This window comes from Luteitalea pratensis (assembly GCF_001618865.1).
Classification (GTDB): domain Bacteria; phylum Acidobacteriota; class Vicinamibacteria; order Vicinamibacterales; family Vicinamibacteraceae; genus Luteitalea; species Luteitalea pratensis.
On record NZ_CP015136.1, the window covers coordinates 6,045,553 to 6,072,173 of the forward strand.

Consider the following 26,621-nt stretch of genomic DNA (forward strand, 5'->3'; position numbering starts at 1 on the left):
GTTGGCGTTGGGCGCGCCGCTCGGAAAGTGATCCATTCGCCGCTCGGAAAGTAGACCACCTGAGGGTCTGACGGGCGGACTTGCCGGCGTACGCGGCGCCGGGGTCCGCTGGAGAGGATGCTCAGGATGGATCAGGTGCATGTGGTCCGGCACAAGGTGCTGGTCGAGGGACGATCGCAGCGAGCGGTGGCGCGGGAGCTGGGGCTGTCGCGGGTGACGGTGAAGAAGTACCTGGCGCAGGCCGCGCCGGTGCGGCACGAGGCGCAGCCGCGACCGCGGCCCGTGAGCGCGGCGGTCGCACCGCGCATCGCCGCGCTGCTCGAGGAGGCGCCGCGCTGGACCACGCCCAAACAGCGACTGACGGCCACGCGGCTGCACCAGCTGCTCCGGGCGGAAGGTCACGATGTCGGCGTCTCCCTAGTCAAGGCGGCCGTGGCGGAGTGGAAGCGGCAGCGACGCGAGCCGCTGATTCCGCTGACCTATCGCCCGGGCGAGCTGGCGGAGGTCGACTTCTTTGAAGTGCAGGTCGATGTGGCGGGCCGGCGCCAGAAGGCGTGGCTCTTCGTGCTGCGCCTGATGTACTCGGGCCGCGACTTCGGCTGGATTTACGAGCGCCAGGATCAGGTCAGCTTTCTCGACGGCCACGTGCGCGCCTTTGCCCATCTGGGCGGCGCGCCCACGCGGGTGGCGTACGACAATCTCAAACCGGCGGTGGCCCGGATCCTCGCCGGCGGCGAGCGGGCCCTGACGATCCGCTTTGCGGCGCTCGCCTCGCACTATCTCTTCGAGCCGAGCTTCTGTCGCCCGGGCGTCGGCCACGACAAGGGCGGCGTCGAATCGCGCGGCAAGTACATCCGGCTGCAGGCACTGACGCCAATTCCCGCGGGCGACACCCTCGACGCGATCAACACGCAACTGCTGGCGCAGCTCGATGCGCGCCGCGACACGCGCCGGCATGGCACCGAGGCCACCATCGGCGTGCGCTCCGCCGAGGAGCAGCGCCTCCTGCGTCCGCTCGATGTGCCGTTTGTCGCCGAGGCGGCCGTCCCCGTGAGCATCGCGCCGCGCGCGCTGGCCCGGGTCCACGGCGCGTGGTACTCGGTGCCGTGCGCGTGGGCCGGGCTGGATTTGACGGCCTGGGTCGGCGCGACGACGGTCACCATCGTCGGCCGCGACGGTCGGCGCATCTCCCATCCGCGGCAACGCTTTGGCGGCCGCTCGATCGACTATCGCCACTACCTGCCCGCACTGGCGATCAAGCCGCAGGCGGTCCGCCAGGTCGCGCCCGATCTGGTGCGCGATCTCGGCGATCCCTTCCCCGCGGTGTGGGCCAACCTGACGGCGCAGCATGCGCCGCGGGACGCCGCCCGGCATCTCGCCAAGATCCTGGGCGATCTGCACGCCGCCGGTGCGGCCGTCGTCGTGCCGGCACTCGAGCGTGCCCTGCGCGACGGCACGCCCCTCCGACTGGCCGTGCATGCGGAGGCGCCACCGGTGCTCGGCGCGGAGGCCGTGCCGGCGTCGCTCCGCGATGTGGCGATCACGAGCGGCGTGGCCGCGGACTACGACCGCTGGCTGCAGGACGGTGCGGCATGAGCACGCCCGCGATCACGCGCGACCTGATCGTCGGCCACACGCGCGCGCTCAAACTCCCGGGCGTGGCCCGCAGCTTTGAAGCGCTGGCGCGTCAGGCGCAGGCCGCGCACTGGCCCTACGAGGACTACCTGCACGAGGTACTCAACGCCGAGCACACCTCGCGCCACGAGTCGGTGATCCGCCAGCGGCTGCGCGAGGCCCGCTTCCCGGAGGTCAAGACGCTCGAGACCTTTGACTTTGCGACGGCCGAGGGGGTCCACGCCGCGCAGATCCACACGCTCGCCCGTGGGGAGTGGGTCACGCGCCCCGAGAACCTGATCCTCGCGGGCCCGATCGGCACGGGCAAGACGCACCTCGCGATCGCGCTCGGCGTCGAAGCGACGCGGCAGAAGCGGCGCGTGCTCTTTACGCGCGCCGCCGATCTGGTACGTCAGCTCCTCGAAGCGCGTGATGCGCGCGAGCTCGCACGGCTGCAGCGACGCCTGCTCACCCAGGACGTCCTGATCATCGACGAACTGGGCTTCGTCCCGTTTGATCGGGTCGGCGGCGAACTGCTCTTCAATCTGATCGCCGATCGCTATGAGCGGCGCGCGACGGTGGTGACCACGAACCTCGCGTTTGCCGAGTGGGTCACGGTCTTTGCCGGCGACGAGAAGCTGACGACCGCGCTGCTCGATCGTCTGGCGCATCACGCCACGGTGATCACGACCAAGGGCAAGAGCTACCGCATGAAGAAACGGCGGACCAGCGCCGACTGACGCGGCGCACGGCCTGCAGCCGGCCTGGCCCCTCAGAGCGGGGGCCAAGCCGCCCGCAGGCCGTCAAGGACAAGACCACCCCTCACGATGAGGGCATGGCAGGCGGGCCTACCGGCCCGCTCCGCGTAGAATGAGGCCCCGCAGGTGGATCATTTTCCGAGCGGCGGACTGGTCTACTTTCTGAGCGGCGCCCGCAGGCGTCCCTCTCGACCCGCGCCTGAACGGCGACGAAGCGTTTGTCGAGGTCCTGTCTCGCGTAGTGCACCTGAAAGACGTCGGCTGGAGCCTCGATCAGGCGCTGCCACAGGTCGAGAATGCCAGCCTTGAACGGCCGCAGCATGGCCAGCTTTGCGGGATACAGGAATCCGGCTGTCTCGTAGTGGGCCCAGAGGTTTTCTGCGAGGAGCCGAGGCTCACTGGACTGGCATTCATCAGCATTGACCCAAAAGGCTGCCATGACACCTCCCTCTCTCGTAGAGGCGGGAACGGCGGGCGACACCTGTCATCGCGGTGCGCCGGATTGTCGCGACGCTGACGGGGAGCGCGGCCTGGATCTGTTGGTCTCGGAGCACAGTGATGCGTACGAGCCGACGGCCCCCGCCGTCCGTAGCGGATCTCGTTCGGGCCCGGCGGCTGCTCTCGCCGACTTCGTGCGTGCCGTATGCGGCAGGCGTCAGCGAGCCTGGGCACGCCGCCGTGTCGAACGCGCCGTTCCTCAAATCACTTCACGGTGACGGTGAAGCACCCCGTTCGCAATTCACTTCTTGGATTTGTCAGGTCATCGACGAGCCGAAACATCACATCGAACTGAGTTCCGTCCAGAATCGTCGGTGCCTCAAAACTGATGTGGACCGCCCCGGCCCCACCCTCCGAGGTCTGCAGGCTAACCAGTGGTCCAGCCGCGGGCATTGGAAACGTCACGAAGTTCGGTGCTGGCGGCCCCCAGGGAGCGGCACCGGCCGCGCGCTGGCAGACGCCATCGGCACCGTTTGGACGTCCAATTTCGGGCGCACGCTGAACAAAGAACGTGGTGTTGGGAGGTGCGTCGTGCACGTTGACGGTGATCTGCGCGCTGAAGCTGCCATCGGCTGCGGCTGTGGGCGTTACGTTGACGATGCCCGACCCCACGCCAATCACCGCAGTTAGTCGCTGGCCATGCGTAGTCCCCATTGCGCGAATCGAGCCAACTGGTGCCGCCAGAGTGGCCGTCGGCGCCGTGGGGCTCTCAGGGGCGCTTCCGCAGGCCACGGCGGCTGCAGACAGGACGGCACCGAATACGAATTGATAGAAGCGAGACATCGTGACACCTCCGTAGGGCTCGAAAGCCTCCCGCAGCCTGGAGGCATCGGCCGTTTGTGTCGCATGATCGCGTTCGGGAGGACATGGCGCCATCGACACAATCTGGAGGTTCTCTGAAGATTTTGTGAAGCCCGAGCGCTATAATCCGCGTCGACACAATGATTGACTGCCTGAGATTCGCTGAGTTCGAGCTGGATTTGGGCGCCTTCGCCTTACGGTGTCCCGACGGGCCTCTCCGGCTGGAGAAGTTGCCGATGGAGGTCCTGATTCTCCTGGTGCAACGGGCGGGCACGCTGGTGCTGCGGAGCGAACTCCGGGCAACGCTGTGGGGCCCAGACGTTTACGTCGAGTACGATTCGGCAATCAACACGGCGGTCCGCAAGATTCGGCGAACCCTTGGCGATGATGCCGATCATCCTCGGTTCGTGGAAACGGTCGTGGGCAAAGGCTATCGATTCATCGCTCCGGTCGAAGGCGACGCGACTCTTCATGCGCAATCGAGTGTCTGCCACGGCCGATCGCCGGCTCGATGGCAGTGCGTCTTTCCGAGCTACTCGGTCAAACGAGGCCAACAGGAGTTCATCCTGGAGGCCGGCGAAACAGTGTTCGGCCGCGACCCGAACGCTGGTGTCTACGTCGACCATCCGTCGGTGTCACGCCGCCATGCAAGCATCGCGATCGGCTCCCAAGGGGCTGTGCTTCAGGATCTGGAGAGCCGCAACGGCACGTTCGTTGACGGCCGCAGGATTGACCGACCGACACACATCGACCATGGTGCGCTCATCGCGCTTGGTGCGATCACGTTGACGTTCATCGTGATGGCAGCGGCGGCTTCCACGCAGCCGATTGGTCTACGCCAACCAACGGTGTGACCTGCGGTCCGTGACACTAGCGCGGTTGAACTTTCGGGCCGACATCGGCTAGCACGCACTCGCTTCGGATCCAGAGCTTCCACTTATGGTCCTCACACCTGGGACCCATCTCGGAGCGTATGAAATTCTGTCGCCGCTCGGCGGCGGCGGTATGGGAGAGGTCTATCGCGGGAGAGACACTCGACTAGGCCGAGACGTCGCGATCAAGGTCGTCTCCGAACGTCGGACCAATGACTCGAACGCGCTCGCCCGATTCCAGCGAGAGGCTCGGACCGTCGCCGCTCTTTCCCATCCGAACATCGTTGCGCTTCACGATATCGGATCGGAGAACGGCGTGGCTTTTATCGTCATGGAGCTTCTCGAGGGAGAGTCGCTGAACCAGTGCATCGCTCCGAGTGGCCTCTCCTGCAGGCGAGCTCTCGAAATTGGCGCTCAATCGCCGATGCGCTTGCCTCCGCCCACGGCAGGGGGGTCGTGCATCGTGACCTGAAGCCAGCCAACATCTTCGTCACGCGTGAAGGGCATATCAAGGTTCTCGACTTCGGTCTGGCAAAGCACGATCCCTTTCGAACTGACGTGCCAGCCGCCGGCTCCACTCGTCCCGGAGTAACCGAACCGGGAATGGTCCTTGGTACGGTCGCGTACATGTCGCCAGAGCAGGCGCAGGGTGAACCGTCTGATCAGCGTTCCGACATCTTCTCGCTCGGGTGTGTGCTCTACGAGATGTTGTCAGGGCACGTTGCGTTTCCGGGAGCGACGGCTCCTGAAACGCTGGCCGCCATTCTCCGAGACGACCCACCGGCTCTGGCGGGGGCCGGCGAGAGGTTTCCAGCGAGCCTCGACGCGGTCGTCCGGCGCTGTCTCGAGAAGAAGCCTGGCCAGCGATTCCAATCGGCTCGCGATCTGGCCTTCTCCCTCCGCGAGATGCTCGGTGCTTCGGAGTCGAGCGCCAACGCCAATCATTTCGGCGCAGGTCGACACTTCAGCCGTCGCAGCGTCGCGCCCGCGCCGGCGTGTCTCGTCCTGGCAACGGACCGACGATTCGGTCCGTTCACCTTCCACGCCGACCGCCGTCAGCTCCTGCGCGACGGCGCGAACGTGCACCTTACGCCGAAAGCGTTCGACCTCCTGGCCTTGCTGATCGAACGGGCGCCGGCCGTCGTGCCCAAGCCGGAGATTCACGTGTGCCTCTGGCCAGACAGGTTTGTGTCGGACGCTACGCTCGTGGGCCTGGTGAAGGAACTGCGTCGCGCGCTGCACGACGATCACCAGGGCGCGATCGTGCGGACCGCGCGTCGCGTCGGCTACGCGTTCGCAGACCCGTCGCAGGCAGGCACGCCATCAAAAGCGGCGACCCGTGCCTCCTGTTGGCTGGAGGCCGGGCCGCGGCGCATCCCACTGCAGGAGGGGATCACGACCATCGGCCGCGACCCCGCGTCGACTATCTGGCTCGATGTGGCCGGTGTCTCGCGGCGGCACGTGCAGATCGTGGTCGAGCACGGCGTGGCGTCACTCGAGGATCTTGGCAGCAAGAACGGGACGCTGGTCTGCGACCGCCCGGTCCGAGGGCGAGTCAGCCTCTACGATGGGGACCACATTCAGGTCGCGACCGAGCGCCTCGTCTTTCACGCGGCCGACAGAGGGGTGCCGACCGTGACGCAGCCGGTGCGGCCGTCGGGGCGCGACCACGAATAGGACGGATCACGGCTCGACAGTCTCAGGGGAAGTTCTCGATCATCATGAGATCTGACCTCGCTTCAAGACGACCGTATAGCAAATGCTTACCATCGGGCGAGACGCTGAGGCCCATGACCACCTCTGCTTCCACGTCGGCCACTGAGCGCTGCCGCTTTGTCACCGCGTCCCAGTACCGGAGATGGCGGCGCGGTGAGGCACCGGCATCCTCGCCTCCGCACGCAGTGTAGAAAATGCCCCGCGGGCCGACGGCGTAGCCGTACTGTTGGACACACGGAAGCACGACGTGTTCCTCGCCGCCCTCGACGCTTCGACCGACAAGAGGCGCATCGCCCACGGCGCGAAGGTAGTACACCGTCCGGCCGTCCCAACTCTCGAATGGGAAGACGCCGCCATCGCGCGACACTTGCTCCTGCGTGCCGCCGGCCGACGGCACACGCCAGACCTCGTCGCGGCCCGTTCGTTTCGAGGTGAAGTACACGAAGCGGCCGTCGCGCGAAAAACTCGGCAGGACCTCGTCGCCGGAATGGTTCGTGAGCTGGCGTAACCCTGACCCCGAGGCGTCGATGAGCCAGATGTCGACATGTCCGTTCGGATCTCGCGAGTCGAACACGATCGATCGGCCATCCGGGGACCAGCCGGGCCAGCCTTGGGAAAGACCCGGACCTCGCGTTAACCGAACGAGGTTTGATCCGTCGGCATCGGCCAGCCAGATCTCCCGTTTAGTCTCTCCGGCTCCTGCGGAGACGAGCGCGATTCGACGGCCATCTGGTGAGTATTGCGGTTGAATATCGTTGACGTTGGACCGGACGATCGGTTCAGGAGGCCGACCCTCCTCAAGATGGTAGAGGTCAGCATCGCCAACCCGCTGCATGAAGGCGAGCCGCGGGCGGCCCAGTGCGGTCGACGGCCACCACGCGTTCGCCATCAATCTCAGTGGCTCGGGAGGGGTGGTCCCATTCGCCCGGATGCGCGACAGGTCGCCGGCGCCGTAGACAATGGAGCGACCATCGCGCGTCCATGCGACGCCGATCCAACCCCTGCGCGTGCTCGGTAAGGCACGTGTGGGTCCGCGAGGACGATACCCGGTGTCAAGGGCGACGACTCGGACTTCGCAGGCCGGCGTGACCTCCGCGCCTTCGCACGATGCGTACGCGAGGTCGTGCCCCTCCGGCGAGAAGGCAGGGGACACATCGAAGGCCGGCGCCGTGGGAAATGTGATCGCGCGCGCCTCACCGCTCGCGATCGACAGGAGGTAGATGCCCCCTGGCGGCCCGCTCGGTGAGCGTCCCTTCGATACGGCCAGCCAGCGGCCATCCGGTGACCAGGACAACTGGAGCCTCGCCGGGAAGGTTGACACCTGCCGGTCGGGGCCGCCCACGGGCGAGATCAGGTGAACGGTGCCGACGGCAAGGTGCGTGAGACCTCTCGTCGTACCGGAGTTGTAGCGCAAGAAGGCAATCTGGGTGCCGTCCCGCGACCAAGACGGGTATCCTTCGGCCGCGGGATCGGTGGTGAGTCGGCGAGACTCGACCTCGCCGACGACCTTTAATCGGATATCCCAATTGATCCCATCGTCGCCGGCGGACGCGTACGCGACCTGGGTACCATCGGGCGAGAAGCTGCCACCTTCTGTCGAGCGCTCCGACGTCAGATGAACCAGGGTAGGCTCGGGAAACGCAGCTGGGCGCAAGGCCCATAGCGTGACTGTTGCGGCGATGCCGACGACTGCGAGGACGATCGCTCCCAACACCAAGTGCCGACGGCGCGCGCGCGGGGCGTTACTGGTCCCTTTCGCCTGTGTCTCGTCTCTCAGTTCCTCGAGCTCCACCTTCAAATCCGATGCGTGCTGGAAACGCCGAGCCGGGTCCTTCTTCAGGCACCGCAGGATGATCCGCTCGAGGTCATCCGGCAGTGCCGGCGTGAGTTGGCGTGGCGCTGCAGGCTCGTCGTGCACGATGGCGGCAGCCGTCGCCGACACAGATTGGCGGCGGAACGCCCGATGGCCGGTCGCCATCTCGTACAGCACGGTGCCGAAGCTGAAGACGTCGCTGCGCGCATCGACCGTGCCCCCCGACAGCTGCTCGGGCGACATGTATGGCGGTGTGCCGGCAGTGGCACCAACCGGTTGCAGCGGTACTGTGACCGTGCCGGTCGCTTCGGCGTCGACGTTATGGCCCACGAGCTTCGCGACGCCGAAGTCCAAGACCTTCACGACGCCCTTGGACGAAACGATGACGTTGGCTGGCTTGAGATCGCAGTGCACGACCCCATGTTCATGGGCCGCCGCAAGCGCGTCGGCCATGGGAATGGCGACGCGCAGCAGCTCGCGTACCGGCATCCCGTTCTTCGGGATCAGCGCATCGAGCGTCCGGCCCGGCACGTACTCCATGACGATGAAGTCGAGCCCGTCGACCGACTCGATTTCGTGGATGGTGACGATGTGCGGGTGGTTGAGCGCGGAGGCGGCCTTGGCTTCCTGTACGAACGCCCATCGTCGAGCGGTGTCGGCCACGCGATCGGCCGGAAGGACCTTGATGGCCACTTCTCGATCGAGGCGAGAGTCGCGGGCGCGGTAGACCTCGCCCATCCCGCCCGCGCCCAGCGGCGTCAGGATCTCATACGGGCCTAGTCGATGCCCTGATGTCAGCGACACCGGGTCCACTCGCTCATCTGGTCAGAAGAGTATCTCAGGGCAGCAAAATGAACGGAGCTGTGCACAGACATTCTGGACTTTTGCGGAGCTGAGTACACGAACATTCTGGACTTTCTTGCGCGAGTTCTCGTCACTGGCACCGCAAGGAGGCGTTGGTGCATGGCTCGATATGGAGATGCACTCCCCCAACCCACGATTCGTCACCGGACGATCGCAGACGACTCGGGCCTGCCAAGCGCGGTCATCCGATTCAGAACGTGGCACGCAAGGCTCGCCTCAAGGTTCCTGCCACCACCACTACGAGCCCGAAGGCCATCGCCAATGATGGACTTGTAGCGGAAGAAGGCATTCTCGACACGGGCCTGCCGATGGTAGCCCGAGGCCTTCTGCCATGCGCGCCGCCCGAGCGTTTCCACGTCGCTGATCGTGCAATCGCGAGCCCTCGAACGTGGTCCGCGGCGCGAGGCGTTGGTGCATGGCTCACACCGCGTCGCAGGTCCCTCAAGTCGCGGTCTCGTCACGACTGATCGTGTGCGACTCTGGCCTGCCAAGCGCGGTCATTTGGTTCAGGATGCGGCACGCGACACTCGCCTCGACATTCCGGCCATTGCCACTACGGGCGCCAAGGCCGAAGGCGTTCTCGACGCGGGCCTGTCGGTGGTAGCCCGAGGCCTTCTGCCATGCGCGTCGCCCGAGCGTTTCCACGTCGCTGATCACGCGATCGCGAGCCCTCGAGCGCGGTCCGCGGCGCGACACTCGTGCCGTCCTAGTCGGCGGCACGACCACCTGCGCGTGTCGCCCGCTCGCGGCCTCATAGAAGGCGACCGTGTCGTAGGCCGTGTCCGCCGTGACACTGGCGACGTTGCCAACCGCCGCCCCGATCAGATCGATACCCACGGTCGCGTCGTCGACCGTCGCCGCAGTGAGCACATGCGCGACGATCACGCCGGTACGGTCGACACCCAAATGGAGCTTCTCCAGCCTCGTATGCCACGCCCGCCGTGTTTCGCCGCGGCCCACTCCCCTTCGCCGATAACTGACAGCCCTGTGCTGTCGACGATCAGATGCAGCGGTCCCTTCGCTGGGCGGTTGTGCGCCGTGACGTCGACCGACTGAGTCCGTCGCGAAAGCGTCGTGTGGTCCGGGGCAACGAGACCGGCGCGCATCATGGTCAGGATCGACCGGAGGAAGCCCTCCGTCTGGCGCAAGGGCGAGTGGAAGACGAGTCGGAGGGTCAGGGCGGTCTCGATCGCCAGATCCGAGAACCGCTGCTGCCCGCCAGGGCGACCGGACGGTGGCACGCCCCACGCGGCCCTGGGTCCGGCGGGAACCACAACGTCACGTCGCCCCGACTGACGAGGGCGCGCTCGTACGCCCGCCAATTCCCCACCCGGTAGTGCGTCTTGTACGTGGGATGCACCCGCGACTTCATCGCACGATCATGCCGCCGCGGGCCCCGACATGCCAGCCGCTTCAACGGCCGACCCACTACATGACGATCCGCAGCCATGCACCAACGCCGATCTCTGACGTCGGTTCACCCTGAGCGAAGCCGAGGCGGCGCAGTACCTGGGTTTGAGTCGGGCGTGGCTCAAGAAGGCGCGCACGGCGCGGTTCCGAGCAGCGATTGATGGGCCGCCGTTTGTGAAGGCTGGCGCCAGGCGGGTCGTCTATCGCCGCCGAGATCTCGAAGACTGGGTGCAAGCGCACGTCAGCAGGCAACCTGAGACAACCGGGCTGCCGGAGGTGCGGCCTTCACCCTCGCACCCCTAATGCACCCCCGAACCCGCGCAGGCTGTTCGGACGGGGTCGGGACGAGCGCATTAAAGTATTCAAAATTAAGGCACTCAGGTCGTCGTCAGCACCCGTATCGGTCCGCGGCGCGCGAGTGCGTCGACCACGACTTGCTGGCCCGACCGGCGCAGGGCGATGTCGACAGCGGTGTCAGCCAGTGCGAGATTGCGGAGTACCACTTCGCCCAGGAACGCCGGGAGGACCGGTTCCTCGAATGTGATGCGCAGCGCGTCGGCGTCGAAGCCGAGCCCGAGGCACGACTGCAGCATGAAGAGCGGCGCGGCTGCGGCCCACGCCTGCGGCGTGCACGCCACCGGATATGGCGTCGGACCATGTGTCCGCTGTCGCCGGAAGCCGCAGAACAGCTCCGGCAGGCGGCGCAGGTCGATGTAGATCGACACCCCGAAGAGTCCCTCGAAGATGCGCGCGGCGTGATGCTTGAAGCCGTAGCGCGCCAGCCCAGCGGCGATGAGCGCGTTGTCGTGCGGCCAGACCGACCCGTTGTGATAGCTCATGGGGTTATAACGCGCCGCAGACGCCGTCACCGTGCGTATGCCCCAGCCGCAGAACGAGCCGGGTGCCATGAGGGTGGCGGCCACCGATGCCGCCCGCTCCGGATACGCGATACCGGCAAACAGCGCGTGCCCCGCGTTCGACGTACGGACCAGGCACGGGCGCTTGTCGCCGTCAAGGGCGAGTGCATAGGTACCGAGCTCTGGAACGAAGAAGTGCTGGTCGAACGCCCGGCGCAGCGCGTCCGCACGCATCTGGAGACGGGCCGCGTCGTCGGCATGACCAAGTCGGCGGGCGATCGTGGCCCCTGCCGTCCATGCCCCGTACGTGTAAGCCTGGACTTCCGCGAGCGCGATCGGGCCGTGCGCGAGCGTGCCGTCGGCGTGGAATACCGAGTCGTGGCTGTCCTTCCAGCCCTGGTTGACGAGTCCTGCCGACGTCTGCCGGGCGTACTCGACGAAGCCGTCTTCGTCCCGATCGCCGTACCGCTCGATCCACGCGAGCGCCGCCTCGACGCTCGGCCAGAGCCGTCGCACCGTGCCCAGGTCTCCGGTCCGTGCCAGGTAGGCACCCGCCAGCATCACGAACAGCGGCGTGGCGTCGACGCTTCCGTAGTAGCGCCGGAACGGTACCTCCCCGAGCTCTGCCATCTCGCCGTGCCGGACTTCGTGCAGGATCTTGCCCGGCTCGGCGTCGGCGGCCGGATCGACGATCGTCGCCTGGTGCACGGCCAGGTGGTTCAGCACGCCACGCGCGATCGCCGGATCCATCCAGAGCATCTCCATGGCCGTGATCAGCGCGTCGCGACCGAACACCGTGCTGAACCACGGGATTCCCGCATACGGGAACGGACCCTCCGGCGTGTTGGTAATGAGCATGTTGAGATCGGAGACCGACCGTTGCACGGCCTCGTTGAAGATCTCGTTGGACGTCGTAATCGACGCCGCACGCGACAAGGACATCCGCTGGGCGCGGCGCGCCTCGCGCAGCGCGCCGAAAAAGGCCCGTCCCGGCGTCAGCCAGCTGTGCTCCGTGCCGCACGCCACCTCCAGATACAACGAATGTGCTTCCCTGGGCTTGAGCTCCAGCGTGAACAGCGCGCGCTCGGCGGTCAGACGATCTGGAGCCGGCGTGAAGCCCAACGTGGTGACCCTCTCGCGACCGTCCAGACCTCGATACGCCAGCACCACACGGTCACGGCCGACGTTGGGAGGAAGCTTCGTGCCGCGACGCGCGCGCTTCGCTCCACGGACTTCGAAGAGGTCGGCGAAGTCAGCGGCAAAGGCGAGCTCCAGGGTCACCTGCCGTTGCTGACCGTCGAAGTTGCGCAGCACGAGTCGCTCGTAGCACGTCGCATTCCAGAGGAACCGCGAGCGGCGGATGTGCAGGAGATCGTGTTCGAGCAGGAGCTGTCCGTCGGCGTCAAATACATCGGGGTTGGTGAGATCGCAGGACAGCGTGGCGTTGTCGTCGCGCACCGTCGACGACAGCAGGATGGGCCGCGCCCCGGCAATCAGGAGATGCACGTGCGAGAGGTAGCGCGTGTCTCGGTGAAACACGCCTTCCGGGCTGCCGACTCCCGAGAGCACGTCGCCGCTGCGCTCGAACACCGCGAACGTGTCGCCGTGCTTCAGCGTCCGCAGCCGCTGCTCCTGCAGGGAGTCAGTGGCTGGGATGAAGAACGGCTCGACCGGGTCGTCGCCTGGCGGGGACACGAGGGTCTCGCCATTCCCTGTGGGCATCGGTCCCCCTTGGGTTACTCGGCCACCTGGATGCCGTGCGTCGTGGCGGGCGCGCACGACACCATGCCGGTGGCACCGGTACAGCGTCCCGACAGGACGCGGTAGATCCGGACATAATCACGCGCCATGCGGGCCGTGGTGAAACGGGCCTCGAAGACGGCGCGCACCGCCGCACGGTTCAGATGATGGAGCTGGCCGATGGCCTCGACAGCTTCGGCGACGTCGCGCACCACGAAGCCAGTCACGCCGTGCTCGATGACTTCTGGCACCGACCCGTGCGGGAAGGCCACGACCGGTGTGCCGCAGGCCATGGCCTCGATCAAAACGAGGCCGAAGGGCTCGGGCCAGTCGATTGGGAAGAGCAGCGCACGGGCTTGGCCGAGGAACGCGGCTTTCTGGAGTTCGTCGATCTCGCCGATGAACTCGACGTCGGGATGCGCAGCGATCATCGGTCCGATTACTGCGTCCCAATACGCACGGTCGACGTTGTCGATTTTTGCGGCGATCTTGAGTGGTAGGCCGGCGGCCGTCGCGATCTCGATGGCAAGGTCCGGTCGCTTCTCGGCCGAGATGCGACCGAGGAACGCGAGATATCCGCCGCTCGGCTGAGCGCTGAAGGGCAACAGGTCCCGTGGCAGGCCGTGATGGACGGTACCGGCCCAGTTTACCGGCGGCATCGGCTGGCGTTGCGCATCGGAGACGGAGACGAGTGGAAAATCGGGAAAGGCTCTGTAGAACGGCTTCAGGTCAGTCAAGTCGAGCCTGCCGTGCAGTGTCGTCACACCGTGGCCGGCAAAGCCGTGCATCAGCGGGTAGTGGAGCAAGTCTATGTGAAAGTGCAGCACGTCAAAGGTGTGCGCACGGCGCCGCACCTCATCGAGCAACATCACGTGATAGGGGAGCGGATCGGCCGCGACAGGGTTGAGCCGCAGCGCGGTTTTGCAGCAGGGCACGAGCCTGGCGAGGGTGGTCGAATCGCCGCTGGCGAACAGTGTGACTTCATGACCCTGCCGTACGAGCTCGTCGGTCAGATATGCGACGATTCGCTCGGTTCCACCATACAGCCGCGGCGGGCAACTTTCCGTAAGCGGAGCGATCTGAGCAATCTTCATCGACAGGACCTCCACAGCGATTTCGGGTGCCCGACGACATGTTTCCATCAATTTTCGTTCCAATCCCACGGTGACCGGCGCGCGCGCCGGGACGGTTCGTGACCGCGGCTTCGTCCCCAAGACTCGAGACCGTGGCGGCGAACGTGCGTTCCACAGGGCAAGGTCGTGGAGGGGTGCGCCGGGTCTCGGCAAAGACTCATGCGCCTCATCAGCAGTCCTCGCGCTGCCTTTTCGCCGGCATGCACCCCGCAGGGCTGCGGAGGCGAGTGCTTGTCCCGGTAGTGAAGGGCTGAGACGGCAGGTTTGGCGCTTATTCTTCGCGCTCTGAGCCGCCGTTCAGTGCCAATGTGGAACGACAGGTCTCGCGCTGGTGTCGAACAGGCATTCGGCGTTTGGGCGGTGCCCCGGACGTGAACCAACCGATTTTCGGACTTTAGCGGCAAGCAGGAGAGACCTTGTTCCAGGAGGACAGATGAACCGTAGACGCGTCTGCACGGTGCTCCTCGCGCTGTTGGCACAAGAGCTGGTCGCCGCTCAGATAGCGGACCCGCTCGTCGGCGTATGGGTCCTTGATGTCTCGGCGTCTACGTCCACAGGCGGGATGCCGAGCGCCTCCACCTTGACGATTACACCGTCGGGATCAGAAACGCTGAGGTTCGAGATCCGGGATACGTTCGACGGCCGGCCCCAGCAGCCGTGGGGATTCGTGGCCGGACGGTCGGGCAGCGAAACGCCGGTGACTCCGGCTACGTTCATCGACAGCGTCGCGACCACGCGACGCCAACGGCGGTCGAGCGCGCTCATCTTGAAGAAGGGCGGCGTTGCCGTCAGCGAGATGAGCACGGAGGTGTCTGAAGACGGGCTGACGCTCGTGGTGACGAGCAAGGCCACTGCACCGAACGGCGATACGGTGAGCGGCACGTCCGTTTATCGTCGCCAGCCTTCCTGAAGCGGCGTGCGCTCGCCATGGTTGTCAGCCGCTCTGGTGAGCTGCTGCCACGCTTGACGAGTGGCGGCGGAGCGGCGGTCTCGACGAGGCGTTCGTCGACGTGCCGCTGAAGGTTGTCGCGCTCGGTGTCGGGATCGGCATCGTGGGGGCTGTGCTGGGTAAAGCGACAGCGAAGAACCTGCCGACAGAAAGCCTAATCCCGTGAACCCACACAACGTTCGGGACCGGCACGTCGGTGTGCGTAGACCAGCCGGCCTACTAGGCGTCGTGCTCGTCGACTGTATCGTCCAGCAGCGTGTACACGCCGTCAACGCAGCGGAAGCTGCGCGTACCGGCGGCGGCTGCCATCATCCGGGCCTGCTGCTCAAAGCGAGGGCCGGCCTCCACGGCCGACTCGAACGTGGCGCGGATCAGTTTATGAGTGCCGCCATTCGACAGCCGGATCAACGAGAGACGAGGATTGCCATTCGGACTTTGAGGTTGGTAGAGGACGACGTAGTCGCCGGGCCCGGGCGTTGGGGAAGAAGGACCGTCGCTCATCGATCGCCGCCGCTGCCTTGGGGACCGGGCGAGCTATCGTCTCGAACCTTGAGCCGTTCATGCGCGGCCTTCGTGCGAACGGCCAACACGGTGCGGTTCAGCACGGCGGCATTCGCGCTCAGCGGTTTCTCGTCGAACACGAGCCTACGCAGCAGTGACAGTTCATCCGCGGTCCATCTTCGGCTCTTGCGTTCCGACATTGGTCTTCTGCGCTCGCGGCGTGCGGGGAGCCGCAGCTGAGCTGTCAGAAGTGTGTGGGAAGTATTCGAACGACGCCACTACCAACGGTTATGGGTCGCCGCGTTGGTTGTGCGCCAGGGGCTTGAGGCGAGGAGACGCCGGTAGTGATGGCGGTGCGGAAGGCAGCCTGCGAGAAGGGGATCACAGCAAGGCCGTGGATTGCACGCGCCCTTGGGGCGAAAACGATGACATTACTGCAACTGGGACACACCTGCTGTGGTGCGTCCAGTCGCCGGCTGGCCAGCGGGCGGCCTGCACGTTGATCGTGGGCCAAGGGGTGCGCCTGCAGTTCGAGCTTGATGCGATCAAGGGTCATGCCCGCGCGTCCGAGGCCATGCTCGGCACCGTGGAAGCCTTCGATACGCTGGCGACCTTGGGCTGGCGATCCTGCTGCACTGGAGACGTAAATGATTCCTGAACCATTTGAAGGAGTGGGCACTGTTCTCCTCCGGAATGGAGACGAGCTCGCCGAGACGCTCTACCGGGTGTCGGCAGGCAGCCATCGCCCCGGAGGCACTGCAGACCCAATCGACTTCACCTTGGGGGTAGTCGAGCTGAGGCCGCTCAATCGAACCTTGGTGTCGGATTGGCAGAACGACCCATCGGAAACCGCCGGCATGATCCTCATGCGCGAGGACGGTACACAGCTGCAGCTCGATTTCACTTCGGCGGACGGGCGGAGCGGCGTGGTGTTCGCCACGATTGCGCGGTCACACGGCTGATGCTGGGCCTCCCTCCCGACGCGCCTGCTCCAGCCGACGAGGAACTGTGGCGCCTTCGAAGGCCCCGCGCGCGGTGATGCTGTCGTAAGCGCTGCACCCGCTCGGGCTCGAGCTGCGCCTGGACGTGGACGGCGGGATGGAGGCCGCGCTACTACGGCGAGCGTTCAGCAGCGCTGGGTCCATGGCGACCACGGTCACCCCGCCGCGGCAGTGATTATATGACCCAGAACAACACGAGACCAAGGTCGAAGATCCGTGGCTGATACTGCAGCCATGGCAGCTTGTCGACGCGGCCGCCGACGTGGTGACTTCCCACGCGAATCATCTGCAGCACCGACGTCCACAACTCCCCCAACAGCACGAAGGAGCCGCTCAGCGCCATCGACCCGACGCTCAGGCTGAGGGCCCTCATCAGCGGGTCTTCCGCAAACCGCTCCTGGATCCATCGAAGGACTCGCCGCGCTGCCGATGAACACCACCACCATGGGCAGGATGACCGGGAGATTCAGTCCTCGGTCGAACACGCGCAGCCGCGCCTGCTCGACGTCACCCACGCGTACGCCGTGCGCCCGCGCCACCGCGGCGACGAGGCGCGTCGAGCATTGGCGTTGATCGACCGTCGAGTGGACGCGGTAGCGATCGACCAACTCGTCGATCAACTCCGCGTCGACTACCAAGTGCCGCACATCTGCAGTATTCGAGAGGTCGAGCGCATTGACCGGGTCGGGTGGCCATGCACAGTCCGCATTCATGCCTGGCCGGAGCACACAGGCGCCAATGACGCTCATCGCCAGACACAACACCGTGAAGGCGCCGAGGCGCACCCTGTCTAGGCTTGCGGTTCTCGGCCCGAGCACTGCCGACAATCTCGCGGTAGCGGATGCCGTCCCGAGGGACCGGCGCGCAAACCGAGGTACCAATCGACGCTTTACTGAGGAACTGGCGTGTGTTTTGCAACCTGTTCGCCCCATGAGAAACCAAGGATCCCATGATACGGACCAGCCGGCGCTTCAGCGCGATCCCGACGAGTGGAAGACCGGTGACGAGCCGATGACAGACGCGCAGCGATCCTATCTGGAGACACTGTGCCGGGAGACGGGGGAAGAATTCGACGCGACCCTCTCTAAGGCCGACGCATCTAAACGGATTGACGAGCTCCGCGAGCGGTCGCCACGACTCGCGCAAGAATGACAGGCCCCTGTGCGGAGACTAATCGCATCAGCGAGCGTCAACGTCATTGGCTGAGGTCATTTTGGGGCACCGGCAATGCAAGATCAGACCAGGCGGCAGTGAGTTCGAGAGTCGCGACCTTAATTCAGTGCCATGTGGCCACGGCTGAGGCGGGCATTGTGCAGCCTTACGGACGCACCAGTTGCGAAACTTATCTGGTGCGACGATGCGCCTGATCCGCGTTCTAGCCGGCGGATGACGGTGGTGTCGATGGGCGTTGGTGCATGGCTTAACCTGGACTCGCGCCTTCGTCAGTCGGCATCACGTCGCGACGACTCAGCCGCACAGCTTGCAGACGACGTTCGACGGCACCTGCTGCACGAGCCGGTCAAGGCCAGGCCGCAGACGCTGGTACTTGGCCTCCCTGCTCCAGCGGCGATGCAACTCGGCAACTCGGTCATGGTCGTGCGCCCTTCAGTCGCGGCAGCGCCAGTGACATGCCGGGACGTTTCTGGACTGTTTGGAACTTGCGCCTAGACCGGCGACGGCACAGCCGCTGGCAACAACACGAGCGGCGGCTGGACGGCAGAGCGCGACACGGAGGGTCGCCACGAGTGGTGCCGAATCTGACATGTCAGGACGATCCACCGGGTGACGCGTGAACCCCGCTCGTGCGCCATGTTCCGGGCGCGTTACCATCGAGCCGTGCTTGCGAGTCGGCTCGGGATCGCTCTCGGGGGAGCAATAGTGTTTGTCGCGCTCGGGTGCTCGAGTCCGAAGCCGGCCCTCGTCGTCTCACTCGACGATCCTGACGGGCGACTCGGACCGCCGCCATGGACGCTCGCCGTGTTCAACCCGTATTTCGGACCCGATCGGGACCGTGCGATGCGCACAGTCGGATCCGCAGCACCCGACCGACCGCTTGCGGTGCTGACCCGCGGCAGGCCTGAGGAGTGGCGGATTCGGGACCTCTTGGTAGAGGACCAAAGCGTTGTGTTCGGACTGGTGTTACCGGCGCTGCGCACGGACGGCTACTGGCTGGCGCGTGTCGATCACGAACCTGGCAGGTTCAGCGGCACCGGTGGCGCCTTGTTCTGCCTGTGGGGACAAGTCGAGCCGGACGAGAGCATTGAAGCGCTATCGATTGAAGTGAGTCAGTGGCGCGACGCACCCGGGCTGCAACTTGAGACGAAGGTCGGCATCCCGGCGCGCTCGCGGACGAAGGAGCGCGGCCGCCCATGAAGCGTCGTGCTCGCGCCCTCATTGCGCTCGCGCGATTCGCGTTGTTTCCCGTTGTCGTGCAGACCGCAGCATGTGGAACGGAATCGGTCACCCACGACGTGCGCATCAGCGTGAGCGACCCGACCGGTCGTCTCGGGGCGCCGCCATGGCGCATCGACGCAGGCATGGACGTCGGCGGTCAGGTCGAGTACGGCTCCGCCTCTCCGGAGTCGCCATTCCGGGCCAGCATCAGCGAGGTCCGGGGCGTGCACGGGCTGACGTCGCGCTCGAACGAACAGAGAATCGGCTTGAACATTCCGGCCCTGGGCAGCGGTTGGTGGCACGGCATCGTCCTGATATCGCCCGACGGGACGTCGGAGGGGTACGCACGTTTTGCCCATGGAGGCGAGGCGCCCGATGCAGAAACGGAAGTCCTCCTCCTGCGGGGCACGGCGAAGCCCAATCCGCACGGCAACGGCTGGCAACTCGACCTGCGGATCAAGATTCCGCCTACGCCGACGCCGGAGGTGGTCGCCGCAAAGCGGCTGAGGAGACTCGCACGAGTAGTCGCTCCACCTGGCACGTGCAGCTTCGGCTTGGAAGGTCAGCCCACCTCGCGACTGTCTGACGATGCCAAGGTTCTGGTGTTGGCCGACGGCGACTCACGGTACGAGGCCTTCGCCAGACCCTGGATGGAAGCACTGCTGCATGCGGGCGGCTGTGCCGTCATCGACCACACGAGTGTCGCCACGAAGCTTCGAGGCCAACTGCTCCGTGACGTGACGTCGAGGTCCGCCCTACTGCAGGTGTCGCACGCCGTCGGCGCGACTATGGTCTTGCTGGCGGATCAGAAGACGGGCATGGCTCAACTGGTCGAGGTCGCCAGCGGCAGAGTGCTTGGCATGTGGTCGACCAGCGAATGAGGGAGTGCGTCCACCGACGGCGATGATCCGAAAGTCGCCGTTGACGAGGATGCTGCCGGGCAGAAGGCGCAAACCAATCATGGAATGCCAGGACGCCACCGCGGATATTGCGGAATATCTCGCGGGATCTCTGCCCGTCGAGAAGCTCGAGGCGCTTCTATGCCATGCGGTGGCCTGCGCCGCATGCCGCGACAAGGTGACAGAGACGTGGCGGCAGCTGGGGCGAATCCGTCTTCCCGCGGTAATCGCGCTTGTGCGTGCTTGCTTCTACTCTCGCGCGGCCAACGGGAAGCTTCTGGTAGGCACCTTCGATCAGACCGGCGTCTCGCGATGGCTGTGTGTCCTCGCCAGAGGGACCTGGATGCGATGGCGCGCGTCCATTCCTTGCACTCAGCTCTTGGCGGTGTTCTGAACGACCCTGATCGTCCAGCTGCCCGCGTTCTTCACCACCAGCCACGAGAAGATTCCGTTGCATGGCGGCCACGGCTTCACAGCGCCGCGAACGTGAGCACGCGTCGAGGTCCTCGCTATCGAGGTAGGGAAACTCTTCGAGGATGTCCTTGACGCGGAGTCGGAGCCTCCGGAAGACCGTCGACACTGTGCGGCTTGTCAACTATTTGTCTACCAACGCCAGGGCGTGGCCCAAGCGGGCGTCAGGCGGCTGCAGAGTTGTGCCGTCGACCCTCCACACAAGCCGCGAGGTGACAAGCGCCCCGCTACGCTAGCAGTTCGAGCGGCGGTTGCCCCGTCAACTCGCCGAGGCCAGCGCGAACCACTCGTGCTCGGCGCGAAGCACCCGGCGTGGGAGGCGGAGCAGAGCGGCGGCTTCCTCGGGCGCGAGGTGCGACGGTGGGGCAAGCAGGGAGTACCGGACGAGCGCGGACGGTCCGCGATGGCGGCGCACATGTCGGACGTGGCCGCGGTGGCGATGGTTGACGAACTGGTGAGAGGACATCGTGACCCCCGGCTTCAATGAATGGGCTTCAGCGGGAGTGATCACGCTTTCCACGGACGGGAAGCGTCGATACGGGTACTGGCCGGCATCCTCACCCGGCACTGCCGGGCGAACACACATTGGCGTCCGACGACGAGACTTGGCCGGAGGCTCTATCAAGAGAACTCGCCTCCGGGCCGCGGATCTTACAGGCCAACGAGGGCAACAACCGGCGAATGGACCACACTGCGGCCGACCGCTTACACAGGACCGAACGCGGCGAACGAGCAACTGCGGCTACAGACACGCGTCCTCGGCTCTGGAAGGCCGGTCGTCCTGCTCGGCGGCGGTCTCCTCGGCGCGGATGGATAGGGCGGCGTACCTTCCCTGCGCGCCAGGTCGCATCGCGTGATCAATGCGCAGAGTCTCGCGGTCCAGCACGGGCTCGAAGGGCGACCGCTGCCGGTCGACTACGCACTGCAGACCGAGGTGGATGCGCTGCGCGCATCGTTGGACTCGATGCACGTCGCGGTTGCGGACATCATCGCATGTCGCACGGAGGGGTGACCGGGCTCGTGTTCGCACTGGAGCATCCTCGGCGTGTGCGAACGCTCACGCTCATCGAGCCCCCGGCCACTGGAGGTTGCCCAATCACGGGCGTGACGACGCCGGGGCACGCGCCATCCAGGACTTTCTGAACTCGATGCGCAATTCGACGGTCAGCGAGGCGGATGTGGAGCGATTCCGCTGTCTGCTCGGCGACTGCGCGGGCGGACGATCGCCAAGCCAGGCGCCGCATTGGAATCAGTGGGTCCGTTACCGCAACTCACTCCGCGGGTTGCACACGATCGGCGCCTACCAGGGCGACCCGCCGCCACTCCGCGGGCTCACCTTCCCGACGCTCGTTGTCAACGGCGCCGAGACAGTGGCCTTCCACCGGGCGATCAATGCGGCACTCGTTCGCACACGCCTGCTGGCGGAAGCGCTCGAACTGCCCGGAAGCTACAATTCACCAGCATCGGCTCCGGACTATTTCGCCGCCGAATGGCTGAAGTTTCACCGACGTGCCTACGCGGGCCGCAGCCAGCAGCCCCTGAGCGTCGGTCGATTCGACGCAGCGCCGCACATCGACTAATTTATTACTTACGCTTACAGCGCCGCGACGGCAGGCCTTTGACCTGCCGCCCGCGACATCACTCTCGACCGTCAGAACTGGAACCGCAGGCCCAGCCGCACGTTACGCTCACCGCTTGCGCTCGTGATGGCCATGAAGTTTGCCCCCGACACGTTGGCGTTCGGGTTGCCGAACTTCGGTGTATTGGTCAGGTTGAACGCCTCGGCCCTGGCTTCGATGCGATAGCGGCCCATCGTGAAGCCGCGGAAGACCGACAAGTCGAGATTCCACTGCCCTGGTCCGCGCACGCTGTTGCGGCCGGAGTTGCCATAACGGGCCTCGGTTATCGGACGCCACGCCGTGGGGTCGAAGAAGGGCGTTCCCGGGCCGATGTCGCCGAGCTTCACGATCTCGCCGATCTGATCGGCCGTCTGCGTGTTGCCTGGCGCGTTCAACGACGCCGCCGCCGCGGTGACCGTGAACGGCGTGCCCGAGTAGGTCGAGTAGATGCCATTGACCTGCCAGCCGCGGGCCAGGGCGCCGACCAGGCCGGTGCTCTGCCGGGCGAAGGGCAGTTCGTAGACGAAACCGACCTGGAACATGTGCGTGCGGTCGAACCCGGCCCGCGCGTAGTTGCGCGCCAGCTGCGAGGGCGCGTTGAACGACAGCGCCGCCCACCCATCGTCGTCGGCCTCGTTCATCGCCTTGGAGTAGGTATAGGCGCCCTTGACCAGCAGCCCGCTCTTGTACTGGCGGTTGATAGCGACCTGCAGCGCGTGATAGTTGGCGCGCGTGAAGGCGCCGAACCACTCGGTCGCGGCCGGGCGCCCGACGCTGGCAAACAGCGGCTGACCAGCCGCGCCGAGACCCGGCTCGCCGGCGTTGATGTTGACATACGCGTAGCCGTCGGTGGTCTTGGTGCCGACGTAGGCCGTCGACACCGACACGTCGAAGGGCAACTGCCGCTCGTAGGCGACGTTCCACGACTGGATGTGGCCGCGATCGACGTTGTCGGGATCCGGCGAGCGCATGGTCACGGTGGGTGGCAGCGGCACGCGTCCGCTCGAGAGATCCGGGCCGTCGACTGGCGGAATGCCGTCCTCGAGGTGACCGTAAGGCATGAAGGAGTCCGCGCTGACGAAGTTGGCGGCGATCGTCAGCGGGAAGAAGCCGCGCAGCGGGCGGGCGAACGGCTGCGGGTTGTAGGTGAGCCCATAGCCGGCGCGCAGGACGTTGCGGTCGTCGAGCCGGTAGGCGACGCCGACGCGCGGCGCGAACAGTCCCTTGCTCGTCTCGATGCCGAGATCTTCGGGGTTGCCGCCGACGCCGCCGAGCAGCACGTCCATCGTCGACAGATCGAGCAGCTCGATGCCGCGGTCCGCCCGCGTCATGAGCGGGTAGTATTCCCACCGCAGGCCCGCGCTGACCGTGAGCTTCGAGTTGACCTGCCACCGGTCGCGCAGATACAGCCCCATCTGCCATTCGCGCGTGGTCATCAGCTCGTACTGCAGGCTCTTGCCGACGTTGCTGGTCAGGCCGAGCAGGAAGGCGGCGTACTGGTTGTAGAGATTGGGTGCCTGCGGGCCGCCGCGCAGTGCCGTCACGCCACCGCCGAAGGTGAAGCCGCCACGTGGGCCGTAGCCGACCTCGGGCTGCCAGTGATTCAGATGGTGGCGGGCCAGCTCACCGCCGAAACGCAGCTCGTGGCTGCCACGGATGCTCGTGACGTTGGACGCCAGCGAGAAACTGCCATCGTGTCGCGTCATCGGATACCACGAGCGCTCCTCGCCGATGGTTGACAGCCCCGTGGCAAACCATGGGAAGCCGCTCTGTCGAGGGTCGGGGCCGTTGGTGCCGGGGAGGCCGAGGACGTCGAGGCCATAGTTGACCCCGTAGTCCGGCGGACGGAAGTCCTGGTCATACCGCGTCAGCCCCACCGTGCCGTCGAGGACGGTGGTCGGTGTGAGCGTCCACGTGTGTCCGAGGGTGAACAGATAGGACCGCGTCCTGCCGATGCCCTTGCCCTCGAAGCCGAAGCGCTGGAGGTTGGCGCTGCGCGCGTCGAGCACACTCAACTTGCCCCACACCTGGTGCGCGGCGGCCCGGTTCCAGTTGATCTTCAGATCGTAGTTGTCGCGATCGAGGTTGAACTCGAAAGGCTGCTGGTAGTTGCGGTTGATGCCGGGCAGATTCGGCAGCGGGTAGTACTCCTGGACGTCCAGCGCCGTCTGGCTGAGGCGACTGGCGGGAATGGCATTGCCAGCAAACGGCAGGCGCCCGGCGCCGTTGGCCGCGCCGGTCGCCGGGTCGTAGATGACCTGTGCGCCGATCTCGCTGAAGTCGCCGGCGCGCATCCGTGCGGTTGGCACGTTGAAGAACTGGAAGTTCGAATCGAGCTCGTACATGCCTTCCCACGACCCGAAGTAGAAGAGGCGATTCTTCTTGATCGGCCCGCCGGCGGTGGCGCCGACCGTGGTCCGCCGCGAGTCGGTCTTCGCCGGCGCGAAGTAGGCCCTGGCGTTCAGCTCGTCGGCCCCATAGAAGCCGAACGCCGAGCCGCGCAGCTCGTTGGTGCCCGACTTGGTGATGACTGTCACGGCCATGCCGCCGGCCATGCCCTGGTCGGCTTCGAAGCTGGCCGTGGAGATATTGACGCTCTCGATGGTCTCGGCGGGAGGCACGTACGCCAGGTGATGCGTCAACCAGACGTTCATGTTGACCTGGCCATCGAGCTTGGTGCCGTTGTTGTTGGAGTTGGTGCCATTGACCACCGAGCGCAGCGACTTGCCCGGCGTGTCGTTGGTGTTGGCGCCCACCGGCGGCGTGGCACCGGGCACGAGGTTCATCAGCGACTGGTAGTTGCGGTAGGCCGCCAGCGGCAGCGTGGTGATCTCCCTGGACTTGAGCTCGACACGCACGTCGCCCTTGTCGGTCTGCAGCACCGTCGCCGGCGAGGCGACAGTGATCGACTCGGATAGCTCACCGAGCTGCATGCCGACGTCGACGCGCGTGACGTTGCCGGCCGAGACGGCGATGCCCGTCTGCAGGAACTCGCGGAACCCCTGGAACGTGACCTTCAACGTGTAAGTGCCCGGCAGGACATTGGCGAACGTGAATCCCCCGCCATCGTTGGCGAGCGCCTCGAGCACATGGTTGGTCTCGACGTTGGTCAGGACGACCGATGCGGTCGGCAGGGCGCCGCCCGAGTTATCGGTCACGGCGCCGACCACCGACCCGTAGAGCGTCTGCGCGCGCGACTCGTCGACAGGGGCTCCCCACCCGAGGAGCGCGAGTGCGACGAGCGTGATCGCCCGTGCAAATGTGGTTCGCCCTGTCCGTGAAGTCGCTATTGTCATGGCGTTCCTCCCGCGTGAAGCCGCGCAAATCGAGACGGGGTGTGTTCGCCTGTGGTCTCGACGCCTAGGTGCGGCGGTTGAAGGTGTAGCGGCCGATCGACGTGCCGTCGAGCTTGGTCATCATGACGACCAGTTCGTTCGTGGTCGCTCTGCCCTGGATCAACGTGGCCGCTTCGGGACGCGGCCCGCCGCCCGTCAGTTGGGCGAAGGGCCGCGTGGCATCGGCCTCGAGAAATGCGTAGCGATGCGTATGGCCGGCGATGATGAGGTCGATGCCGGCCTTGACGAGCAGGTCGTGCCATTTCGCGCGAGCGTCGGCGCCGCCACCAACGCCCGTGCCGCCATATGGATCGACGGGGCGCTGGCGCGTGCGCCCGGCCGCCTCGTACATGGGAATGTGCGCGACAACGACGCGAAACGACGCGGTGCGGATGTGGTCCCTGGCCAGTTCTTTGGCCAGCCAGCCGCGTTGCTCGAGACGGTAGGCCGCAAAGTCGGACAGGCCGGCGTAGACCGGGTGGTCGTCGGGCTTGTCCTCGCCCGTGTCCAGACAGATGAAGGCAACCGGCCCCTGACGGAAGGAGTAGTACGGCAGGCCGTTCGGCGTGTCGACGAACTTCGAGAGATGGCGGGCGCCAGCACCACGGACGTCGTGATTGCCGCGCGTGAAATAGACCGGTGACTCGGTCGCATACGCGAGCCCGGCTGGCACGAGCAGTTGCTCGGCCAGGTGCGATTCCGATCGGATGTCGTCGAACATGTCGCCGTTCCAGAACGTCATCGCCGTCGGCTCGGCCTTCAACCGGCCCAACAGGGGCGTCAGTGTCTCCTTCGTCTCGTGCGTGTCGTTGATGACCGAGAACGTGGTCTCGGCACCACGACCGGTGTCGAGGGTAGTGAACGAGTAGATCGGGCTGGCAAACGGTCGGCCTCGCCTGATGTCGTACGGACCGAGGAAGGCGATCGGCGCGGCATAGACCCGGTAGAAATACTTCGTCGCCGGGGCGAGTCCCGTCAGCCGCACCTTGTGGACGATCGGATCGAGCGCCATCAGGCCGCAATCGCCGGCCTGCGCCTTCTGACCGAGCGCCTCCGTCGTGCCGTACTCCACCCAGCCGGTGCTCGTGTCGTTGACCGCCCAGACGATGGCCGCGCTGGACTCACTGACCCCTTGAAGCACCGGGGCGCCGACCAGATGGAAGTTCTCGGGCGACTTGGCGACGCCCTGCGCGGCAGCTGGCGCCTCGGGCAGCGCGATGCCAACCGCCGCCGCGCTGGATGCCTTGAAGAACTCGCGGCGGCGGAGAGGGGCGTGCATGACAATCTCCTCGAATCGAGCGGGCAGTTTCGGGACACTTATACACAGGCTGCAAAGAACCAGCAAGCGACCGCCAGCGCGCGTCGCTCCGGAAGTT

24 protein-coding genes and 1 pseudogene are annotated in these 26,621 nt (G+C 65.9%); 14 read left to right on the forward strand and 11 right to left on the reverse strand.

Translation table 11 applies throughout. The features are described 5' to 3' along the window. Positions 1–126: 126 nt before the first annotated feature. Positions 127–1,596 carry an IS21 family transposase gene (gene istA, locus LuPra_RS25450; RefSeq protein WP_162271433.1) on the forward strand — a complete coding sequence of 490 codons (1,470 nt, stop codon included), beginning with the start codon at positions 127–129 and terminating at the stop codon, positions 1,594–1,596. Then, entirely contained in the window at positions 1,593–2,354 is a 762-nt protein-coding gene (gene istB / locus LuPra_RS25455) for an IS21-like element helper ATPase IstB (RefSeq protein ID WP_110171925.1), read from the forward strand. Before istA ends, istB begins: the two co-directional genes overlap by 4 nt. A 720-nt stretch (positions 2,355–3,074) precedes the next feature. Here istB and LuPra_RS25460 read toward each other — a convergent pair. Further along, the gene (locus LuPra_RS25460; RefSeq protein ID WP_157899661.1) at positions 3,075–3,653 is read right to left on the reverse strand and encodes a hypothetical protein; all 579 of its coding nucleotides are present in this window, start codon (positions 3,651–3,653) and stop codon (positions 3,075–3,077) included. Positions 3,654–3,811: 158 nt separating this feature from the next. Between LuPra_RS25460 and LuPra_RS25465 the strand changes: the two genes are divergently transcribed. The 3 genes from LuPra_RS25465 to LuPra_RS33840 all read left to right on the forward strand — a co-directional run bounded on the left by LuPra_RS25465 (position 3,812) and on the right by LuPra_RS33840 (position 6,220). Next, entirely contained in the window at positions 3,812–4,525 is a 714-nt protein-coding gene (locus LuPra_RS25465; protein WP_110173363.1) for an FHA domain-containing protein, read from the forward strand. Positions 4,526–4,610: 85 nt separating this feature from the next. After that, positions 4,611–5,015, forward strand: coding sequence for a serine/threonine-protein kinase (locus LuPra_RS34670; RefSeq protein ID WP_110173364.1), 405 nt, complete (start codon positions 4,611–4,613; stop codon positions 5,013–5,015). Further along, the gene (locus LuPra_RS33840) at positions 4,907–6,220 is read left to right on the forward strand and encodes a protein kinase domain-containing protein (RefSeq protein ID WP_110173365.1); all 1,314 of its coding nucleotides are present in this window, start codon (positions 4,907–4,909) and stop codon (positions 6,218–6,220) included. The genes LuPra_RS34670 and LuPra_RS33840 overlap by 109 nt, the downstream gene beginning before the upstream one ends. 22 nt (positions 6,221–6,242) lie before the next feature. Here LuPra_RS33840 and LuPra_RS25480 read toward each other — a convergent pair whose 3' ends face one another. The 3 genes and pseudogenes from LuPra_RS25480 to LuPra_RS34680 form a co-directional block, all read right to left on the reverse strand. Beyond that, entirely contained in the window at positions 6,243–8,876 is a 2,634-nt protein-coding gene (locus LuPra_RS25480) for a protein kinase domain-containing protein (protein ID WP_157899663.1), read from the reverse strand. Positions 8,877–9,377: 501 nt separating this feature from the next. Further along, a pseudogene (locus LuPra_RS34675) lies at positions 9,378–9,899 on the reverse strand (transposase); the annotation flags it as partial. Next, the gene (locus LuPra_RS34680) at positions 9,818–10,210 is read right to left on the reverse strand and encodes a transposase (protein WP_418001390.1); all 393 of its coding nucleotides are present in this window, start codon (positions 10,208–10,210) and stop codon (positions 9,818–9,820) included. The gene LuPra_RS34680 and the pseudogene LuPra_RS34675, both read right to left, overlap by 82 nt. A gap of 208 nt (positions 10,211–10,418) precedes the next feature. On the opposite strand from LuPra_RS34680, the gene LuPra_RS34685 reads away from it, so the two are divergent. After that, positions 10,419–10,649 carry a helix-turn-helix transcriptional regulator gene (locus LuPra_RS34685; protein WP_110173369.1) on the forward strand — a complete coding sequence of 77 codons (231 nt, stop codon included), beginning with the start codon at positions 10,419–10,421 and terminating at the stop codon, positions 10,647–10,649. A gap of 74 nt (positions 10,650–10,723) precedes the next feature. Here LuPra_RS34685 and LuPra_RS25500 read toward each other — a convergent pair whose 3' ends face one another. Both LuPra_RS25500 and LuPra_RS25505 read right to left on the reverse strand, forming a co-directional pair. After that, complete coding sequence (locus LuPra_RS25500) at positions 10,724–12,925, reverse strand: amylo-alpha-1,6-glucosidase (protein WP_110173370.1); 2,202 nt, start codon at positions 12,923–12,925, stop codon at positions 10,724–10,726. 14 nt (positions 12,926–12,939) lie between these two features. After that, entirely contained in the window at positions 12,940–14,037 is a 1,098-nt protein-coding gene (locus LuPra_RS25505) for a glycosyltransferase family 4 protein (RefSeq protein ID WP_110174867.1), read from the reverse strand. Between the two features lie 496 nt (positions 14,038–14,533). Between LuPra_RS25505 and LuPra_RS25510 the strand changes: the two genes are divergently transcribed. Next, positions 14,534–14,986 (forward strand): hypothetical protein, encoded by a 453-nt coding sequence (locus LuPra_RS25510; protein ID WP_157899665.1) that lies wholly within the window; start codon positions 14,534–14,536, stop codon positions 14,984–14,986. 258 nt (positions 14,987–15,244) lie between these two features. Here LuPra_RS25510 and LuPra_RS25515 read toward each other — a convergent pair whose 3' ends face one another. Next, the gene (locus LuPra_RS25515; protein WP_110173372.1) at positions 15,245–15,433 is read right to left on the reverse strand and encodes a hypothetical protein; all 189 of its coding nucleotides are present in this window, start codon (positions 15,431–15,433) and stop codon (positions 15,245–15,247) included. An 89-nt stretch (positions 15,434–15,522) separates the two neighbouring features. After that, positions 15,523–15,726 (reverse strand): hypothetical protein, encoded by a 204-nt coding sequence (locus tag LuPra_RS25520; RefSeq protein ID WP_110173373.1) that lies wholly within the window; start codon positions 15,724–15,726, stop codon positions 15,523–15,525. A gap of 447 nt (positions 15,727–16,173) precedes the next feature. On the opposite strand from LuPra_RS25520, the gene LuPra_RS25530 reads away from it, so the two are divergent. Beyond that, positions 16,174–16,488 (forward strand): hypothetical protein, encoded by a 315-nt coding sequence (locus LuPra_RS25530; RefSeq protein ID WP_157899666.1) that lies wholly within the window; start codon positions 16,174–16,176, stop codon positions 16,486–16,488. Positions 16,489–16,702: 214 nt separating this feature from the next. On the opposite strand, the gene LuPra_RS25535 is transcribed toward LuPra_RS25530, so the two are convergent. Continuing rightward, positions 16,703–16,900, reverse strand: coding sequence for a hypothetical protein (locus tag LuPra_RS25535; RefSeq protein WP_110173376.1), 198 nt, complete (start codon positions 16,898–16,900; stop codon positions 16,703–16,705). Positions 16,901–17,457: 557 nt separating this feature from the next. On the opposite strand from LuPra_RS25535, the gene LuPra_RS34690 reads away from it, so the two are divergent. From LuPra_RS34690 to LuPra_RS25570, 6 genes are all read left to right on the forward strand, one after another. Next, positions 17,458–17,679: a DUF3072 domain-containing protein gene (locus tag LuPra_RS34690; protein WP_110173378.1), complete on the forward strand. Its 222-nt coding sequence runs from the start codon at positions 17,458–17,460 to the stop codon at positions 17,677–17,679. A gap of 684 nt (positions 17,680–18,363) precedes the next feature. Beyond that, positions 18,364–18,900, forward strand: coding sequence for a hypothetical protein (locus tag LuPra_RS25550; protein ID WP_157899667.1), 537 nt, complete (start codon positions 18,364–18,366; stop codon positions 18,898–18,900). Next, on the forward strand, positions 18,897–19,802 hold the full coding sequence (locus tag LuPra_RS25555) for a hypothetical protein (protein WP_110173380.1): 906 nt from the start codon (positions 18,897–18,899) through the stop codon (positions 19,800–19,802). The genes LuPra_RS25550 and LuPra_RS25555 overlap by 4 nt, the downstream gene beginning before the upstream one ends. 778 nt (positions 19,803–20,580) lie before the next feature. Further along, a complete protein-coding gene (locus LuPra_RS32300; protein WP_157899668.1) occupies positions 20,581–20,778 on the forward strand; it encodes a hypothetical protein in 198 nt (65 codons plus the stop codon). A gap of 366 nt (positions 20,779–21,144) precedes the next feature. After that, positions 21,145–21,303, forward strand: a complete 159-nt coding sequence (locus LuPra_RS32305) for a hypothetical protein (protein WP_157899669.1) — start codon at positions 21,145–21,147, stop codon at positions 21,301–21,303. A gap of 76 nt (positions 21,304–21,379) precedes the next feature. Next, positions 21,380–21,871, forward strand: a complete 492-nt coding sequence (locus LuPra_RS25570; RefSeq protein ID WP_110173383.1) for a hypothetical protein — start codon at positions 21,380–21,382, stop codon at positions 21,869–21,871. A 71-nt stretch (positions 21,872–21,942) separates the two neighbouring features. Here the strand turns inward: LuPra_RS25570 and LuPra_RS25575 are convergent, their stop codons facing one another. Beyond that, the gene (locus LuPra_RS25575) at positions 21,943–25,206 is read right to left on the reverse strand and encodes a TonB-dependent receptor (protein ID WP_110173384.1); all 3,264 of its coding nucleotides are present in this window, start codon (positions 25,204–25,206) and stop codon (positions 21,943–21,945) included. Between the two features lie 64 nt (positions 25,207–25,270). Continuing rightward, positions 25,271–26,590 carry an FN3 domain-containing metallophosphoesterase family protein gene (locus LuPra_RS25580; RefSeq protein ID WP_157899671.1) on the reverse strand — a complete coding sequence of 440 codons (1,320 nt, stop codon included), beginning with the start codon at positions 26,588–26,590 and terminating at the stop codon, positions 25,271–25,273. Positions 26,591–26,621 lie beyond the last annotated feature (31 nt).

Bases quoted from the DNA above. Each gene is read 5' to 3' on its own strand.
- istA (WP_162271433.1), top strand. From the start codon at position 127: ATGGATCAGGTGCATGTGGTCCGGCACAAGGTGCTGGTCGAGGGACGA.
- istB (WP_110171925.1), top strand. From the start codon at position 1,593: ATGAGCACGCCCGCGATCACGCGCGACCTGATCGTCGGCCACACGCGC.
- LuPra_RS25460 (WP_157899661.1), bottom strand. From the start codon at position 3,653: ATGTCTCGCTTCTATCAATTCGTATTCGGTGCCGTCCTGTCTGCAGCC.
- LuPra_RS25465 (WP_110173363.1), top strand. From the start codon at position 3,812: ATGATTGACTGCCTGAGATTCGCTGAGTTCGAGCTGGATTTGGGCGCC.
- LuPra_RS34670 (WP_110173364.1), top strand. From the start codon at position 4,611: ATGGTCCTCACACCTGGGACCCATCTCGGAGCGTATGAAATTCTGTCG.
- LuPra_RS25500 (WP_110173370.1), bottom strand. From the start codon at position 12,925: ATGCCCACAGGGAATGGCGAGACCCTCGTGTCCCCGCCAGGCGACGAC.
- LuPra_RS25505 (WP_110174867.1), bottom strand. From the start codon at position 14,037: ATGAAGATTGCTCAGATCGCTCCGCTTACGGAAAGTTGCCCGCCGCGG.
- LuPra_RS25520 (WP_110173373.1), bottom strand. From the start codon at position 15,726: ATGTCGGAACGCAAGAGCCGAAGATGGACCGCGGATGAACTGTCACTG.
- LuPra_RS25530 (WP_157899666.1), top strand. From the start codon at position 16,174: ATGATTCCTGAACCATTTGAAGGAGTGGGCACTGTTCTCCTCCGGAAT.
- LuPra_RS25535 (WP_110173376.1), bottom strand. From the start codon at position 16,900: ATGAGGGCCCTCAGCCTGAGCGTCGGGTCGATGGCGCTGAGCGGCTCC.
- LuPra_RS34690 (WP_110173378.1), top strand. From the start codon at position 17,458: ATGAGAAACCAAGGATCCCATGATACGGACCAGCCGGCGCTTCAGCGC.
- LuPra_RS25555 (WP_110173380.1), top strand. From the start codon at position 18,897: ATGAAGCGTCGTGCTCGCGCCCTCATTGCGCTCGCGCGATTCGCGTTG.
- LuPra_RS25575 (WP_110173384.1), bottom strand. From the start codon at position 25,206: ATGACAATAGCGACTTCACGGACAGGGCGAACCACATTTGCACGGGCG.